The organism is Pseudokineococcus lusitanus (genome assembly GCF_003751265.1).
GTDB lineage: Bacteria > Actinomycetota > Actinomycetes > Actinomycetales > Quadrisphaeraceae > Pseudokineococcus > Pseudokineococcus lusitanus.
This window is the reverse complement of sequence record NZ_RJKN01000001.1, coordinates 1-15,212: the sequence shown is the minus strand read 5'-3', so window position 1 is coordinate 15,212 and position 15,212 is coordinate 1. Positions and strand designations below refer to the sequence as shown.

The following is a 15,212-nucleotide window of genomic DNA, read 5'->3' as shown; positions in this document are numbered from 1 at the left end:
GCCCGGGGGCGGTCGACGTGCCCCACCGGGCGGTGGGGCGGGGGGACGGGAGGGGACGTCGTCGGCCCCGGGTCGCGTGAAGGTACACCGGGGACGGGCGCGTCCGGCCCGTGCGACCAGGGGGCGGACGACGCCGCCGTGGTCCGGGCGGCCGGCCCCTCGCGGGGCCGGCGGGTCAGGGAGCGGGGTCGTGGCTCCCGCCGGCCGGGGGCCGGCCGGTGGTGGTGCCGCCGGGCGCGGTCGCGCCGGACGTCGGGGTGCCGGTGGAGCCGGTCCCGCCGGTCGTCGTGACCTCGGCGTCCTCGGCCTCGAGCGCCGCGCGCTCGCCGGCGTCGGCCGCCTCCTCCGGGTCGGCGCCCGCGTCGAGGGCCTCGACCTCGGCGGCCGCGGCGGCCTCCCCCGGCGTCGTCTCCTTGAGGGCGGACGCCTCCCGGCCGGGGTGGCGCATCGCGCTGACGAGCAGGCCGAGGACCGCCGCGAGCCCGAGGACGACGCACGTCCACACGTTGAGGCGCAGGCCGCCGACGATCTCGGCCGGGTCCACGCGGAAGGTCTCGATGACGCCGCGACCGATCACGTACAGCAGGACGTACGTGAGGAAGACCCGGCCGTGACCCAGCCTGAAGCGCTTCTCGAGCAGCAGGAGGAGGCCGAAGGCCACGAGGCACCAGAGCGCCTCGTAGAGGAAGGTCGGGTGGAACGCCGTGGCGTCGGCGTACTCGGCCGGGCGGTTCTGCGGGTCGATGGCCAGGCCCCACGGCAGGTCCGTCGGCCGGCCGAAGAGCTCCTGGTTGAACCAGTTGCCGAGGCGCCCGATGGCCTGCGAGAGCAGGAGCGCGGGCGCGAGGGCGTCCGCGACGACGGCGACGCGCAGCCCGAGCTGGCGGATCGCGACGAGCGCGCCGACGAAGCCGCCGGCGATGGCGCCCCAGATGCCGAGGCCGCCCTCCCACACGTACAGGGCGCGGACGAGCTCCCCGCCCTCGCCGAAGTAGGCGTCCGGCGAGGACAGCACGTGGTAGATCCGCGCGCCGACGATGCCGAAGGGCACGGCCCACACGGCGATGTCGACGACGGCCCCGGGCGGGCCGCCGCGGGCGCGCAGCCGGCGCTCGCCCACGACGACGCCGACGAGGACGCCCACGAGGATGCAGAGGGCGTAGGCCCGGACCGGGACGGGCCCGAGGTGCCAGACGCCCGTCGACGGGCTGGGGATCGTCGCGAGGACGGGCGCGGCGGCGGAGAGCAGCCCCGGCGGCAGGAACGTGGTCACGGACGCACACCCTGCACGAGGTCGGCGGCGAGACGGGCGACCGCGGGCACGCCGCCGTCGCCGAGGGCCCGGACGAGGGCCGAGCCGACGATGACGCCGTCCGCGTAGGCGCCGACCTCGGCGGCCTGCGCCGGCGTCGACACGCCGAGGCCGACGCACACGCGCTCCGCGCCCGCGCCGCGCGTGTCGGCGACGAGCTGCTCGGCGGCCGGGCCGACCGAGGCCCGGGCCCCGGTGACGCCCATGGTCGACGCCGCGTAGACGAAGCCGCGGCAGGCCGCGGCCGTGCTGGCGAGCCGCGCCGGCGAGGACGACGGCGCCACGAGGAAGACCCGGTCGAGGTCGTGCGCCGCCGAGGCCTCGAGCCAGTCCGCGCCCTCGTCGGGGACGAGGTCCGGGGTGATGAGGCCCGCTCCCCCGGCGGCCGCGAGGTCGCGCGACCAGGCGTCGACCCCGTACCGGACGACGGGGTTCCAGTACGTCATGACGAGGACGGCGGCCCCCGTGGCCGCCACCTGCTCGACGGCGGCGAGGACGTCGCGGGGGCGGGTGCCCCGGTCGAGCGCCGTCTGGGCGGCCGCCTGGATGGTCGGGCCGTCCATGACGGGGTCCGAGTACGGCAGCCCGAGCTCGACGACGTCGACGCCCTCGCCGACCATCGCGCGGGCGGCCTCGACGGACGTCGCCACGTCGGGGAAGCCCACCGGGAGGTACCCCACGAGGGCGGCGCCGCCCCGGGCGCGGGCGGCGTCGAGCGCCGCCGCGGTGCGGCTGGTGCCCGCGGCGGCGGGCACGGCGGGGGGCACGGTCGGCGCGCTCACGCCGGGCCCTGCGCGTCGCCGCGGTCGGCGCGCGAGCCGGGGCCCGACGCGGGCACGCCCTCGTCGCGGCGGCCGGGGCCGGCCGGGGCCGCGGAGCCCGGGAGGTCCGGTCCGTCGTGGACGCCCTCGTCGGCGCGCGCGGTGCGGACGTCCTCGGCCTCCACCATGTCCCCGGCGTCGACGAGCTCGAACCAGCGCGCGGCCGTGTCGACGTCCTTGTCCCCGCGGCCGGAGAGGTTGACGAGGACGACGCCGTCCGGCCCGAGCCGGCGGCCCTCCTCGAGGGCCCCGGCGAGGGCGTGGGCGGACTCGATGGCCGGGATGATGCCCTCGGTGCGGCTGAGCAGGCGCATGGCCTGCATGGCCTGGTCGTCGGTCACCGGGCGGTACTCGGCGCGGCCGGTGGCGGCGAGCCACGCGTGCTCGGGGCCGACCGACGGGTAGTCGAGGCCCGCGGAGATCGAGTGCGACTCGACGGTCTGGCCGTCCTCGTCCTGCAGGAGGTACGAGCGGGTGCCGTGGAGGACGCCCGGCGCACCGCCGGTGATGGAGGCCGCGTGGCGGCCCGTCTCGACGCCGTCGCCGCCGGCCTCGAGGCCGAGCAGGCGCACGCCCTCGTCGTCGAGGAAGGCGTGGAAGATGCCCATGGCGTTCGAGCCGCCGCCGACGCACGCCGCGACGACGTCGGGCAGGCGGCCGACGAGGTCGAGCACCTGGGCGCGCGCCTCCACGCCGATGACGCGGTGCAGCTCGCGGACCATCGTGGGGAAGGGGTGCGGGCCGGCCACCGTGCCGAGCAGGTAGTGCGTGCTCTCGACGTTCGCCACCCAGTCGCGCATCGCCTCGTTGATGGCGTCCTTGAGGGTGCGCGAGCCGGTGGTGACGGGCACGACCTCGGCGCCGAGCAGCCGCATCCGGGCGACGTTGAGCGCCTGGCGGCGCGTGTCCTCCTCGCCCATGTACACGACGCACTCGAGGTCCATGAGGGCGGCGGCCGTGGCCGTGGCGACGCCGTGCTGGCCGGCGCCCGTCTCCGCGATGACGCGGGTCTTGCCCATGCGCTTGGTGAGCAGCGCCTGGCCCAGCACGTTGTTGATCTTGTGCGAGCCTGTGTGGTTGAGGTCCTCGCGCTTGAGGAGCACCCGCGCGCCGCCCGCGTGCGCGGCGAAGCGGGGCACCTCGGTGAGGATGCTCGGCCGGCCGGTGTACGTGCGCTCGAGCTCCGCGAGCTCGGCCCGGTACGCCGGGTCGGCCCACGCCGTCGTGAAGGCGGCGTCGAGCTCGTCGAGGGCGGCGACGAGCGCCTCCGGGACGAAGCGGCCGCCGAACTCGCCGAAGTACGGCCCGGCGGCGGACGAGAGCGGGAGGCCGTCGGCCAGCCGCCCGCGGGAGGGGGTGGAGGTGCTCATCAGCGTCCTGCCCTGGTCGAGGGGTGGCTGCCGGCGGCGACGAGGTCGGCCACGGCCGCCCGGGGGTCGCCGCCGGTGACGAGCGCCTCGCCGACGAGCACGGCGTCGGCGCCCGCACGGGCGTAGTCGAAGACGTCGTGGGGGCCGCGCACGCCGGACTCGGCGACGACGACGACCCCCTCGGGCACGAGCGGGCGGAGCGTGGCGAAGACGCCGCGGTCGACGTGGAGGGTCTTGAGGTCGCGCGCGTTGACGCCGACGACCTTCGCCCCCGCGTCGAGCGCGCGGGCGGTCTCCTCGGCGTCGTGCACCTCGACGAGGGCCGTCATGCCGAGGGAGTGCACGCGCTCGACGAGCGAGACGAGGGCGGGCTGCTCCAGCGCGGCGACGATGAGGAGGACGACGTCGGCGCCGTGCGCCCGCGCCTCCCACACCTGGTAGGCGGTGGTGACGAAGTCCTTGCGGAGCACGGGGACGTCGACGACGGCGCGGACGGCGTCGAGGTCCTCGAGGCTGCCCCCGAAGCGGCGGCGCTCGGTGAGGACGCTGATGACGGCGGCGCCCCCGGCCTCGTAGTCGCGCGCCAGGCCGGCCGGGTCCCCGATGGCGGCCAGCGCGCCCTTGCTCGGGCTCGACCGCTTGACCTCGCCGATGACCTTGACGCCGCCGCGGTGCTCGTCGCCCGGCACGCGGCGGAGCCTCTCGACGGCGTCCACGGCGTCGGGCCGGCGCGCGGCCCGCTCCTTGAGCTCGTCGAGGGTCGTCCGCCCCTGGCGGTCGGCGAGGTCCGCGTGGACGCCCGCGAGGATGTCGTCGAGGACGGTCACGGAGATCTCCCTGCTGCCGGCCGGTGCGGTCGTGCCCGCCCCGCACCGGTCCGCCGGGGGCAGGGACGGCCGGGGGGTCGTGCGCCGCCGACTCTAGTCGCAGCCCCGGACAGCCCCGGTCCGCGCCGCGGCGTGCCACGGCGTGCCACGGCGGGCCACGGCGGACGGCGACGGGCCGCGTCGGGCGGGGCGCCCCGGTCGGCCCGACGGGGCGGGGCCCGTCCGGCGCGCCCGGGGGCGGGCCGGGCCTCCCGCCGATAGCGTCCCGGGGACCCGCCGACCGGTGGGCGCGGCGCACGGCGCCGTCCACGGCCCGACCCGCCAGGAGACGACGTGAGCACTCCCCCGCAGGACCCGAACGACCAGCCGCGCTACGGCGGCTCGGAGCCCGGCCGCGACGGCGCCCCCGGCTACGGCTCGACGCCCGGCTACGGCTCGACCCCCGGCCAGGGCGGCACGCCCGGCCACGGCTCGGCCCCCGGCTACGGGGCCGGCGGCTCGGAGCCCGCCCGCTACGGCGGCGACCAGCCCGGCTTCGGCGACGACCGGCCCGCCTACGGCGGCGACCACCGGGGCGGTGCCGCCCCCCGCAACGGCCTCGGCGTCGCGGCGCTCGTCGTCGGCATCGTCGCGCTGCTGTCCGTCTGCCTCGGCATCGTCCCCTTCCTCGGGGTGCTGACGGCGGTCATCGCCATCGCCGGCATCGTGCTCGGCGTCCTCGGCCGCAAGCGCGCCAAGCGGGGCGAGGCCACGAACGGCGGCGCCGCCCTGGCGGGCCTCGTGCTCTCGATCATCGCCCTCCTGCTCGGCATCGCCGGTGTCGTCGCCTGGTCCTTCGGCGCCGCCTTCCTCGGCCAGAACGCGGAGGAGTGCGTGAACCTCCCGACGCAGGCGGAGCAGCAGGCCTGCATCGAGCAGTCGCTGGAGGACGCGCTGGGCGGCTGACGTCCCGCGCAGCACGGAGGCCCCCCACCCGACCGGGTGGGGGGCCTCCGTGCGTCAGGGCTCTGATCGAACGACCCTCAGCCGGTCGGGCGGCTCCGGTCGGGCGCCTCGGGTCGGGCGGGTCAGGGGCCGAGGAGCGGGGCGGTGGCGGGCAGCCACCGGAGCACCGTGAAGGCGACGAGCAGCACCGCGCCGACGGCGACGCGGCGGTCCGTCACCGCCGCGACGAGCCGCGGCACGGGGGACGGCCGGCCGCGGACGGCGGCGAGGGCCCACACCGTCCAGACGGCGACGGCGCCGACGACGAGGACGACGGCCAGTGCGTTGCTGCCGAGGGCCTCGAGGGGACGACCGGCGAGGAGGTCCGCCGTCGCGCGGAGGCCGCCGCAGCCCGGGCAGGGCAGGCCGGTGAGGGCCAGGACCGGGCACGTGCCCCAGCTCCCGGGGACGTGGGGGTCACGGAGGGCGACGGCGGCGAGGCCGGCCGCGCCCACGAGGCCCGTGGCCAGGGCCGCCGTCGTGCGCGCCGCCCTCGGACCCACGGGTGTCACGGGTGCCCCCGTCCCGGTCGGGTCGTCACCCGGCGCAGGGCGCTCGGCGTCAGCGCGGGCCGTGGAGGTCGTGCGGGGTGTCGTGGGGGGCGTCCGAGGACTGCTCGGGCTTCGACGCGCCGTGGCCCTTCGAGGCCAGGAACTTGCCGACCGCCGGCCCGATCGCCATGACGACGAAACCGGCCCAGAACGCCGGCCAGATGGTGAAGACCGTCGCGAGGCAGGAGATGAGAGCGCCGAGGGCGACGATCGAGACGCCCACCCAGGCCGCGAGGCTGTGGCCGTGGTCCTCGGTGTGCGGGGGCAGCACCGGGCCGCGGTCGGTCTGCTGCTGCTGCTGGTCGGCCATGCCGGTCCTCCTCGTGGGGGGCCCGCGCGGGGCCGGTGCGGTGGTGCGTCGTGCTCGTCGTGCTCGGTGCTGGTCCTGCCTGCGGCGCCGGGTCGGGCGCCGCGACGGCAGCGCGGCCATCATGCCAGCCGCCCCCGGGCGCGGCCCTCCCGCCGCCCGGTGCGGGCGTGCCGGGTCAGGGGCGCGGGCCGGCTCCCCCGCCGGTGGGGTCCTCCCCGCGGGAGAGGGCGTCCCACGCGTCGAAGGCCTCGCCGCGACGGCGGACGCGCTCGGCCGCCGGGTCCGCCGGTGCCGCGGGGGCGTCGTCGTCGCCGTCGCTGCCCGCGCCGGCCGTCACCACCTCGTGCCGCCGGTCCCGGGCCCAGCGCGGCGAGACGACGGCGCCAGCCGCCGCGGCGGCGGTCAGGAGGAGCCCCAGCACGAGCGTGACGACCGGCCAGGCCGTGGCGGCCACGTCCGCGTCCCCGGCCCGGACCGAGCCGGCCGTCACGCCGAGGACGGCGCCGACCTCCGCCGTCGTGGCCGCGAGCGGGTCGGCGAGCACGAGGGCGGACCCGGCGACGACGCCGGCCCCGGCCAGCGCGGCCGCGACGAGCGCCACGACCGTCCCGGCCCGCCGGGTCGTCGAGGCCGCGGCCGCGCCGGCGAGGGCGACGAGGCCGAGCGCGGGGACGAGCGGGGCGGCGGCACCGCCGTTCGCCACGACCTCGCCGCCGCCGGCGAGCGCCCCGGCGACCTCGGCCCGCGTCCAGGGCAGCGCGCCCGCGACGACGACGAGCGCGGCCAGCGCGACGAGCAGGAGGACGGTGCGGGCCCTGGTCGCGCGGCTCACGCGGCGCCGCCCGCGGCGGCAGCGGGTCGGGCGGTGCCGGGCGCCCTCAGCGTCGTCGCCGCCGCGACGGCGCGCAGGACGGCGGCCGCCTTCGCCCGGCACTCGGCGTCCTCGCTCTCCGGCACCGACGCCGCGACGACGCCCGCGCCGGCCTGCACGTGCGCGACGCCGCCGGTGAGGACGGCGGTGCGGATGGCGATGGCCATGTCGAGGTCCCCGGCGAAGTCGAGGTAGCCGACGACGCCGCCGTAGACGCCGCGGCGGACGGGCTCCAGCGCGTCGATGAGCTCCATGGCGCGCGGCTTGGGCGCCCCGGAGAGCGTCCCGGCGGGGAAGGCCGCCCGCAGGACCGCCAGGGCGGCCTCCCCGGGGCGGGCGTCGCCGACCACCGTCGAGACGAGGTGCATGACGTGGCTGTAGCGCTCCACGGCCATGAACTCGACGACGTCGACGGTCCCCGGCGCGCAGACGCGGGCGAGGTCGTTGCGCGCGAGGTCGACGAGCATGAGGTGCTCGCTGCGCTCCTTCGCGTCGGCCAGCAGCTCGTCGGCCAGGCGGACGTCGTCCTCGGGCTTGGCGCCGCGCGGCCGGGTGCCGGCGATGGGGTGCGCCATGACGCGGCCCCCCTCGACCTTGACGAGGGCCTCCGGGCTGGAGCCGACGACGTCGACCCGGCTGCCGTCGGGCCGCTGCCCGCGGAAGAGGTACATGTACGGGCTGGGGTTCGTCGCCCGCAGGCAGCGGTAGACCTCGAGGGCGTCGGCGGCGCAGTCCAGCTCGAAGCGCTGGGACAGGACGACCTGGAAGACCTCGCCGTCGACGATGGCGCGCTGCCCCGCCCGGACGGCCTCGAGGTAGTCCTCGCGCCGGGTGCGCTCGCGCACGTCCGGGGCCGGGGCGTCGGGCGCGCCGCCGTCGTGGACGGCGACGGTCGAGGGCGCGGGCGCGGCGAGCTCGCCGACCATCCGGTCGAGGCGGGCGACGGCGTCGGCGTACGCCTCGTCGACGCGCTCGTCCGTGCCGTCGTGGTTGACCGCGTTGGCGACGAGCAGGAGCGTCCCGTCGCTGTGGTCGAGCACCGCCACGTCGGTGGCCAGCGCCATCATCACGGCGGGCGCGCCGAGCTCGTCCGGCCGGTCGGCGGGCACGGGCAGCCGCTCCCAGGCGCGGACGACGTCGTACCCGAGGACCCCGACCATGCCGCCGGTGAGCGGCGGGAGGCCGGGCAGCCGCGGGGTGTGGAGCGTCCGCATGACCTCGGCGAGGACCGCCGTCGGCTCGCCCGAGGTGGGGACGCCGGCGGGCGGCTCCCCCACCCAGGAGGCCTCGCCGTCGACGCCGAGGAGCATCGCGCCGGACCGGGCGCCGACGATCGACCAGCGCGCCCAGCGGCCGCCGTGCTCGGCGGACTCGAGGAGGAACGAGCCGGGGGCGTCCCGGGCGAGCTTGCGGTACAGCCCGACCGGGGTCTCGCCGTCGGCGAGCACGCGCCGCGTGACCGGGATGACGCGGCGGTCGGCGGCCAGCTCGCGGAAGACGTCCGGGGACGGCCAGGTGACGCCGAGCCGCCCGTCGGGCCCGGCGCTCACGGCGTCCCGCCCACGACGGCGCCGAGGTCGCGGCCGTCGAAGCACGTCGCGGTGCCCGTGTGGCACGCGGCGCCGACCTGGTCGACGACGACGAGCAGCGCGTCCCCGTCGCAGTCGAGCGCCACCGAGCGCACGTGCTGGACGTGGCCCGACGTGTCGCCCTTGCGCCACAGCTCGCCGCGGCTGCGGCTCCAGTAGGTGGCCCGGCCGGTCGTCAGCGTGAGGGCGAGGGCCTGCTCGTCCATCCACGCCAGCATGAGGACCTCACCGGTCCCGTGCTGCTGGACGACGGCGGCGACGAGGCCGGACGGGTCCTGCTTCAGCCGGGCGGCCACCGCCGGGTCCAGGCGCGGCGGGGCCGGCGCGGCGGCGGGGGCGGCGTCGGGGCCGGCGGGGGTCGGGCTCACGCCCCGGATCCTCCCACCGGCGCGGCGGTGCCCGCGGTGCCGCCCGCGGCCCCCGGCGACGCCGCCGCGGGGTCGAGCTGCGAGGCCCACGCGCGGTGCAGCCCGGCGTAGGGGCCGGGCGCGTCGACGAGCTCGGCGTGCCGGCCCGTCTGGGCGACGCGCCCGTCCGCCACGACGACGACGAGGTCGGCGCGCTCGGCCGTCGAGAGCCGGTGCGCCACGGTCACCGAGGTGCGGCCGGCCATGAGGCGCTCGAGCGCGGCGCCGATGGCGACGTCGAGCGCCGGGTCGACGGCCGAGGTCGCCTCGTCGAGGACGAGGAGGTCGGGGTCCGCGAGGCGAGCCCGCGCCAGGGCGACGAGCTGCCGCTCCCCCGCCGACAGGGCCTCGCCGCGCTGGCCGACGCGGGTGTCGAGGCCGTCCGCCAGGCCGGCGGCCCAGGGCCGCAGCCCGAGGTCGGCGACGGCCTCCTCGACGGCGGCGCGCCCGGCGCCCTCGCGGCCCAGCGCCACGTTCTCCGCGACGGTGCCGTCGAAGAGGAAGCCCTCCTGCGGGACCATCGCGACCCGGCCGCGGAGGCTGGCCGACCGGACCTCCCGGAGGTCCTCGCCGCCGACGAGCACGCGTCCCGCGGACGGGTCCTGGAGCCGGACGAGCAGGCGGGCGAGCGTCGTCTTGCCCGAGCCCGTGCGGCCCACGACGGCGACGCGCGTGCCCGCGGGCAGGTCGAGGTCGACGTCGGAGAGGGCCGGGGGGCCGCCGGGGTAGGCGTAGCCGAGGCCCTCGACCCGGACGTCGAGAGGACCGGGCGGCAGGTCGCGCCCGGCGGGGCCTGGGTCGGCGAGGTCGACGGGGGTGTCGAGCAGCGCGAGCACGCGGCGCCAGCCGGCGACGGCGTTCTGGAGCTCGTTGAGGACCTCCGTCAGCTGCTGGACGGGCCCGGTGAGGAGCTGGACGAGGAGGAGGACGGCGGTCAGCTGGCCGAGCGTCAGGCCCCCGGAGACGCCGAGCCACGCGCCGACGACGACGACCGCCGCGACGACGAGGCCGGCGGCGAGGACGCCGGCGGAGAAGCTCGTCGCCACGAGCGTCTGGGCGCGCACCTGGGCCTGCCGCTGGTCCTCCACCGCGGTGTCGACGCGCCCCTGCGTGCGGCGCTCGGCGCCGTAGGCGCGGATCGTGTCGGCGCCGACGACGGTCTCGGAGATGCCGCCGAGCACGCGGCCCACGCGGGCGCGGACCTCGGCGAAGGCCCGCGAGAGCCGCGGCTGGAGGGCCCGGCCGAGGAGCACGGCCGGCAGCAGGCACGCGACGACGACGAGCAGCAGCTGCCACGAGATGACGCCGATGATGATCGTCACGACGACGAGCTGGCCGAGCGAGAGCACGAGCAGCAGCCCGCCGAACTGGAGGAACGTCGAGATGGTGTCGACGTCGCTCGTCACGCGGGAGACGAGCGCCCCGCGCTGCTCCGAGCCCTGCGTGAGGGCGGAGAGGTCGTGCACGCGGCGGAACGCGGTCGTCCTCAGCTCGGCGAGGCCCGCCTCGGTGGCCGTGAAGAGCCGTCGGTTGACGGCGTAGGACAGCACGGCCGTGAGGAGGACGACGCCCGCGCCGAGGAGGGCCACCGTGAGGACCGCGGACGGGTCGGGCCCGCCGGGGCCGCCGATGCCCTCGTCGACGGCGCGCGAGGCGACGAGCGGGACGACGACGCGGCCGGCCGTCGCCACGACGCCGAGGACGAGCGTCCCGGTGAGGCCGCGGCGCATGAGCGGCGATAGCGCGAGCCCCCGGCGGACGGTGGCGACGACGCCGTCGTCGGCCTCGCGGGCGATCCGCGTGCCGGCCGGCGCGGCCCCGGGCGCCGGGGCGGTGGCGGGGCCGGTCGGCGGCCCCGTGGTCGTGGACGTCATCGGACCTCCTGGTCCGCGGGCGCGCGGCGGGGCGCGACGACCCGGGCCGCGACGGCGGCCTCCTCGTAGGCGGTGACGAGCTGCCGGTAGGCCGGGCGGCGCGCCATGAGCTCGTCGTGGGTGCCCTCGTCGACGACCCGGCCGTGCTCCATCCACGCCACCCGGTCGGCCAGCGCGATGGTGGCGCGGCGGTAGGCGACGAGCAGGACGGTCGGGCGGGGCGCGCCGGGCGCGGCGGGCCGACGCAGCGCCTCGAGGATCTGCGCCTCCACGGCCGGGTCGACGGCGGACGTCGCGTCGTCGAGGACGAGCAGGCGGGGCGCACGGACGAGGGCGCGGGCCAGCGCCAGGCGCTGCCGCTGGCCGCCGGACAAGGAGGTGCCGCGCTCCCCCACGCGCGTCGCGTCGCCGTCGGGCAGGGCGTCGACGAACTCGGCGGCCTGGGCGGTGACGAGCGCCCGACGGACGGTCGCGTCGTCGACGTCCGCGCCGAGCGTGACGTTCTCGCGCACCGTGTCGTCGAAGACGAAGGTCTGCTGCGGCACGAGGGCGACGTCCTCGGGCAGCGACCCCTCGGCCAGCGCCCGCACGTCCGTGCCACCGAGCCGGACGGTGCCCGCGTCCGGGTCGACGAGCCGGACGGCCAGCGAGGCCAGCGTGGACTTGCCGGAGCCGGTGGGGCCGACGAGCGCCGTCGTCGAGCCGGCCGGGACGTCGAGGTCGACCCCGCGGAGGGCGGGGACGCGGCCGGCGTCGTCGTCGTGGGCCGCCGCGACGAGGGCGCCGAGGTCCTCGTCGACCTGCGGCGCGTGGGCGAGCGTGACGCCGCGCATCTGCAGGGAGAGGCCGCCCGCGGGCAGGGGCTCGGTGCCCCAGCGCATCCGGCCGGTGGCCGCGAGGACCGCCTCGACGCGCCCGAAGCCGACGGCGGCGCGCGGGAGCTCGGCGAGCACCCAGCCGAACGCGCGGACGGGGGCGGAGAGGACGGAGAGGAGGTAGACGACCTGGACGACCTCGCCCACGCCGACCTCGCCCTGCGCGGCACGCACGGCGCCGGTGACGAGGACGGCGAGGCTCGCGAGCGACGGCAGCGCCTCGACGACGGGGTCGAAGGCGCCGCGGGTGCGGCCCACGGCGACGTTCGCGCCGCGGAGGCGGTCGGCGGCCGCGCCGAAGCGCTCCGTCTCGAGGGCCTCGCGGCCCAGCGTCTTGACGACGACGGCGCCGTCGAAGGACTCGTGGGCGAGCGAGGAGACCTCGCCGCGCAGCGCCTGGGCCCGGACGACCTTGGGCGACATGGCGCGCTGGTAGGCGATGTTGGCGACCGCCATGGCCGGGATGGCCAGCAGGCCGACCGCCGCGAGGACCGGGTCGGCCGCGATCATCGCGACGGCCGCCACGACGGCCATGACGACGACGCCGAGCGCCATCGGCAGCGGCTGGAAGACCTGGAAGGCCGCCTCGACGTCGGAGGCCGCGTTGGCGAGGAGCTGGCCCGCCGGGTGGCGGTGGTGCCACGCGAGCGGCAGCCGGAGGTACTGGTGGGACAGGCGGCGGCGGTAGCGGGCGACGAGGTTGGCGTAGACGCGGCCGGCGACGATGCGGCGCAGCGCGACCGCCACCGCGGTGACGAGCACGACGCCGGCGATCTGCAGGCCCGCGACGACGACGTCGCCGAGGTCGACGCCCGGCTCGCCGCGGAAGAGCGGGACGAGGACGCGGTCGGTGGAGCGGCCCAGCAGCCAGCCGGTGGCGGCGGTGCCCGCGCCGTAGATGCCGGAGACCAGGACGGCCAGGCCCAGCAGCCACGGCTCGTCCTTCGCGCCGCGGCCGACGACGCGGAGGCCCTGCGCGGTCGCGCTGCGGGGGCGGCCGGTGCCGGTGCCGCCACGACGCCCGCGCCCGCGACGCGCGCGACGACCGCGGGGGCCGGGGGCCGCGCCGTCGGTGCGGCCGTCCACCGGGTCGACCGCGGTGTCCCCGGGGTCGCCGAGGGCACCGGCGGGGGCGACGCCCGGGTCGGCGGGAGGGGCGGTGGGCTGCTGGTCGGGCTGGTCGGGAGACGGCGCGGGGGCGCGGCGGGGCACGGCGGTCCTTCCGGGGGCGGGCGCGCCTCCCTCCGCCGTCGCCGGGCCACGGGGGCGCGGGGCGGTGCGGGAGCGCGCTCACACCTTCGCACGACCCCCTGACGGAAGCCCTCTGGCGGGGCGGGAGGGCATCCGTCGGGGCGTCCGTCGGGGCGTCCGCCGCAGCGTCCGCCGGGACGTCGTCGGGGCGTCGTCGGGGCGTCGTCGGACGGCTCGGGGCGCGGCTCGGTGCACGTGGTCGACGCGCCCGGCCGTCTCGTGGCCGTCGCTCCGGCCGTGGCCGTCATGTCGACCGCCCGGCCCGCTCGGGTCGCCGCCCCGGGGGTCCGGGGCACGATGTCCCCCGTGAGCGCCGACAGCACTGCTGCCCCCGACGGCCCCGGCGGGACGCCCGCCGACGCCTCCCCGTCCGACGTCGAGCGGGCGGCGCTGGTCGCCGCGCTGCTGGCCGCAGGTCCCGACGCGCCGACGCTCTGCAGCGGCTGGACGGCCCGCGACCTCGCGGCCCACCTCGTCATGCGGGAGCGCCGGCCCGACGCGGCGCTCGGGATGGTCGTGCCCGCCCTCGCGGGCCACGCCGAGTCCGTGCGCGCCGCGGTGCTGCGGCGTCCGTTCACCGCGCTCGTCGCCGTCTTCGCGGCCGGCCCGCCGCGGCTGTCCCCCTTCGCGGTCAAGGCGCTCGACGCCGCCGTGAACACCGGCGAGCACTTCGTCCACACCGAGGATGTCCGCCGCGCGGGACCCGGGGGCGCGCCCGCGACGGACGTCGAGCCGCGCGTGCTCGCGGAGCAGGTCGCGGACGCCCTGTGGCGCACCCTGTCCGGGCGCGCCCGGCTGATCCACCGCCGCTGCCCCGTGGGCGTCGAGCTCGTCACCGACCGGGGCAGCGCCGTCGTGCGCCGGGCTCGCGAGGGGACCGGCACCGTCCGCGTGCGGGGGGACGTCGGCGAGGTCATCCTCCACTCCTTCGGCCGCGAGGGCGTCGCCCGCGTCGAGCTGGAGGGGGCGCCCGACGACGTCGCCGCCTACCGGGGGCTGAGCCGCCGGGTGTGAGCCGTCGGGGCTGAGCCGTCGGGTGTGAGCCGTCGGGTGTGAGCCGTCGGGTGTGAGCCGTCGGGTGTGAGCCGTCAGGTGTGAGCCGTCAGGCCTGAGCCGTCAGAGTCGACCGCGGTTCCCGCCGGTCCGTGCCGCCCCCCTCTGCGCCGCCGCTCGTCGGGTGACCGCTGTCCTCGGCTCCGACAGCTCTCGCGCCGACCCCCCGCACCTGCGGAGCTGACGACGCGAGGCGGCCGTCTCCGCCGTCTGCCGGGCCATTGTCGGACCCCTCGACTAGCATTCGAACACACGTTCGGACGACGACGGTCGAGGGGGTGGTCGAGGTGGCGCAGCAGCACGAGCACGAGGAGGACCGCCCGCGCGATCACGCCCCGCGGGCGGCCGACAACCTCGACGCGTCCGGTGCTCCGTCGGGTGCTCCGTCCGGTGCTCCTTCCGGTGCTCCTGCCGGTGCCGCCCCCGACGCCTCGGCGTCGGCCGGCCTGACGGACGTGCCGGTGGACCACCTTCCCCTTTCCCGGCGGGCAGGTCGAGCAGTCCTCGACCAGCTCCGCGACGCCCACGCCGCGGCGGCGGCCCAGCACGCCGCGATGCTGGGGCTGGTGGCCGACCTCGTCGACGAGACGGCCGCGGCCCTGGGTGTGCCAGTCGACGGGGACCCGGTCGAGCTCGCCCGCTTCGGCCGGCTCGGCGGGGACCCCGCCGAGGCCGTGGTCACCGAGATCGCCCTCGCGCTCCGCGTGGGGGTCGCGGGTGCTCGGCGGCTGGTCACCGACGCGCTCGCGCTCACGACCGTGCTCCCCGAGACCGGCGCCGCACTGAGCGCCGGGACGATCTGCCCCGCACAGGCGCACGCCGTCGTCACCGGCACCGCCGGCCTCACCCCGGAGCAGGCCCGTTGGGTCGACACCCACCTCGCCGACGACCTGCCCCGCCTGGACCCGCCCGGCGTGAAGCGCAAGGTCCGGGCCCTCGTGGCCCGGCTCGAGGTCGACGCGACCAACCGCCGGGTCCGGTACGAGACGTGCCGCCGCCGGGTTCTCGTCCAGCCGCTCGGTGACGGGGCGGCCGAGCTCGTCGCCACCGGCCCCGTCGCCGACATCACCGCCCTGTTCCACCGCCTCACCACCTGGGCCACCACCCGCACCGGCCC

At 78.4% G+C, this 15,212-nt stretch carries 14 protein-coding genes; 3 read left to right on the top strand and 11 right to left on the bottom strand.

Going from position 1 to position 15,212, the window contains the following annotated elements:
• Window positions 1-175: 175 nt before the first annotated feature.
• The 4 genes from lgt to trpC are packed head-to-tail and all read right to left on the bottom strand — an operon-like array spanning window position 176 to window position 4,330.
• Window positions 176-1,273, bottom strand: a complete 1,098-nt coding sequence (gene lgt, locus EDC03_RS00070) for a prolipoprotein diacylglyceryl transferase (protein ID WP_199719807.1) — start codon at window positions 1,271-1,273, stop codon at window positions 176-178.
• Window positions 1,270-2,094 carry a tryptophan synthase subunit alpha gene (gene trpA / locus EDC03_RS00065; protein WP_241966932.1) on the bottom strand — a complete coding sequence of 275 codons (825 nt, stop codon included), beginning with the start codon at window positions 2,092-2,094 and terminating at the stop codon, window positions 1,270-1,272. Before trpA ends, lgt begins: the two co-directional genes overlap by 4 nt.
• Window positions 2,091-3,503 carry a tryptophan synthase subunit beta gene (gene trpB / locus EDC03_RS00060; protein WP_123378203.1) on the bottom strand — a complete coding sequence of 471 codons (1,413 nt, stop codon included), beginning with the start codon at window positions 3,501-3,503 and terminating at the stop codon, window positions 2,091-2,093. The genes trpA and trpB overlap by 4 nt, the downstream gene beginning before the upstream one ends.
• A complete protein-coding gene (trpC, locus tag EDC03_RS00055; protein WP_123378202.1) occupies window positions 3,503-4,330 on the bottom strand; it encodes an indole-3-glycerol phosphate synthase TrpC in 828 nt (275 codons plus the stop codon). Before trpC ends, trpB begins: the two co-directional genes overlap by 1 nt.
• Before the next feature lie 333 nt (window positions 4,331-4,663).
• Here trpC and EDC03_RS00050 point away from each other — a divergent pair, with 333 nt between their 5' ends.
• Window positions 4,664-5,275 carry a DUF4190 domain-containing protein gene (locus tag EDC03_RS00050; protein ID WP_123378201.1) on the top strand — a complete coding sequence of 204 codons (612 nt, stop codon included), beginning with the start codon at window positions 4,664-4,666 and terminating at the stop codon, window positions 5,273-5,275.
• Between the two features lie 122 nt (window positions 5,276-5,397).
• Here EDC03_RS00050 and EDC03_RS00045 read toward each other — a convergent pair whose 3' ends face one another.
• The 7 genes from EDC03_RS00045 to EDC03_RS00015 all read right to left on the bottom strand — a co-directional run bounded on the left by EDC03_RS00045 (window position 5,398) and on the right by EDC03_RS00015 (window position 13,003).
• A complete protein-coding gene (locus tag EDC03_RS00045) occupies window positions 5,398-5,817 on the bottom strand; it encodes a DUF2752 domain-containing protein (RefSeq protein ID WP_199719806.1) in 420 nt (139 codons plus the stop codon).
• Window positions 5,818-5,875: 58 nt separating this feature from the next.
• Window positions 5,876-6,175, bottom strand: coding sequence for an HGxxPAAW family protein (locus EDC03_RS00040; protein ID WP_123378199.1), 300 nt, complete (start codon window positions 6,173-6,175; stop codon window positions 5,876-5,878).
• 175 nt (window positions 6,176-6,350) lie between these two features.
• Complete coding sequence (locus EDC03_RS00035) at window positions 6,351-7,007, bottom strand: Trp biosynthesis-associated membrane protein (RefSeq protein WP_158674148.1); 657 nt, start codon at window positions 7,005-7,007, stop codon at window positions 6,351-6,353.
• Complete coding sequence (locus EDC03_RS00030; RefSeq protein ID WP_123378197.1) at window positions 7,004-8,596, bottom strand: anthranilate synthase component I; 1,593 nt, start codon at window positions 8,594-8,596, stop codon at window positions 7,004-7,006. The genes EDC03_RS00035 and EDC03_RS00030 overlap by 4 nt, the downstream gene beginning before the upstream one ends.
• Window positions 8,593-9,003 (bottom strand): phosphoribosyl-AMP cyclohydrolase, encoded by a 411-nt coding sequence (gene hisI, locus EDC03_RS00025; protein WP_123378196.1) that lies wholly within the window; start codon window positions 9,001-9,003, stop codon window positions 8,593-8,595. The genes EDC03_RS00030 and hisI overlap by 4 nt, the downstream gene beginning before the upstream one ends.
• Window positions 9,000-10,916, bottom strand: coding sequence for an ABC transporter ATP-binding protein (locus tag EDC03_RS00020; RefSeq protein WP_123378195.1), 1,917 nt, complete (start codon window positions 10,914-10,916; stop codon window positions 9,000-9,002). The genes hisI and EDC03_RS00020 overlap by 4 nt, the downstream gene beginning before the upstream one ends.
• Complete coding sequence (locus EDC03_RS00015) at window positions 10,913-13,003, bottom strand: ABC transporter ATP-binding protein (protein ID WP_241966931.1); 2,091 nt, start codon at window positions 13,001-13,003, stop codon at window positions 10,913-10,915. The genes EDC03_RS00020 and EDC03_RS00015 overlap by 4 nt, the downstream gene beginning before the upstream one ends.
• A gap of 345 nt (window positions 13,004-13,348) precedes the next feature.
• On the opposite strand from EDC03_RS00015, the gene EDC03_RS00010 reads away from it, so the two are divergent.
• Both EDC03_RS00010 and EDC03_RS00005 read left to right on the top strand, forming a co-directional pair.
• Window positions 13,349-14,056 carry a TIGR03085 family metal-binding protein gene (locus tag EDC03_RS00010; RefSeq protein ID WP_199719805.1) on the top strand — a complete coding sequence of 236 codons (708 nt, stop codon included), beginning with the start codon at window positions 13,349-13,351 and terminating at the stop codon, window positions 14,054-14,056.
• 500 nt (window positions 14,057-14,556) lie between these two features.
• On the top strand, window positions 14,557-15,212 hold a 656-nt coding region (locus EDC03_RS00005), incomplete at its 3' end, for a DUF222 domain-containing protein (RefSeq protein ID WP_148057963.1).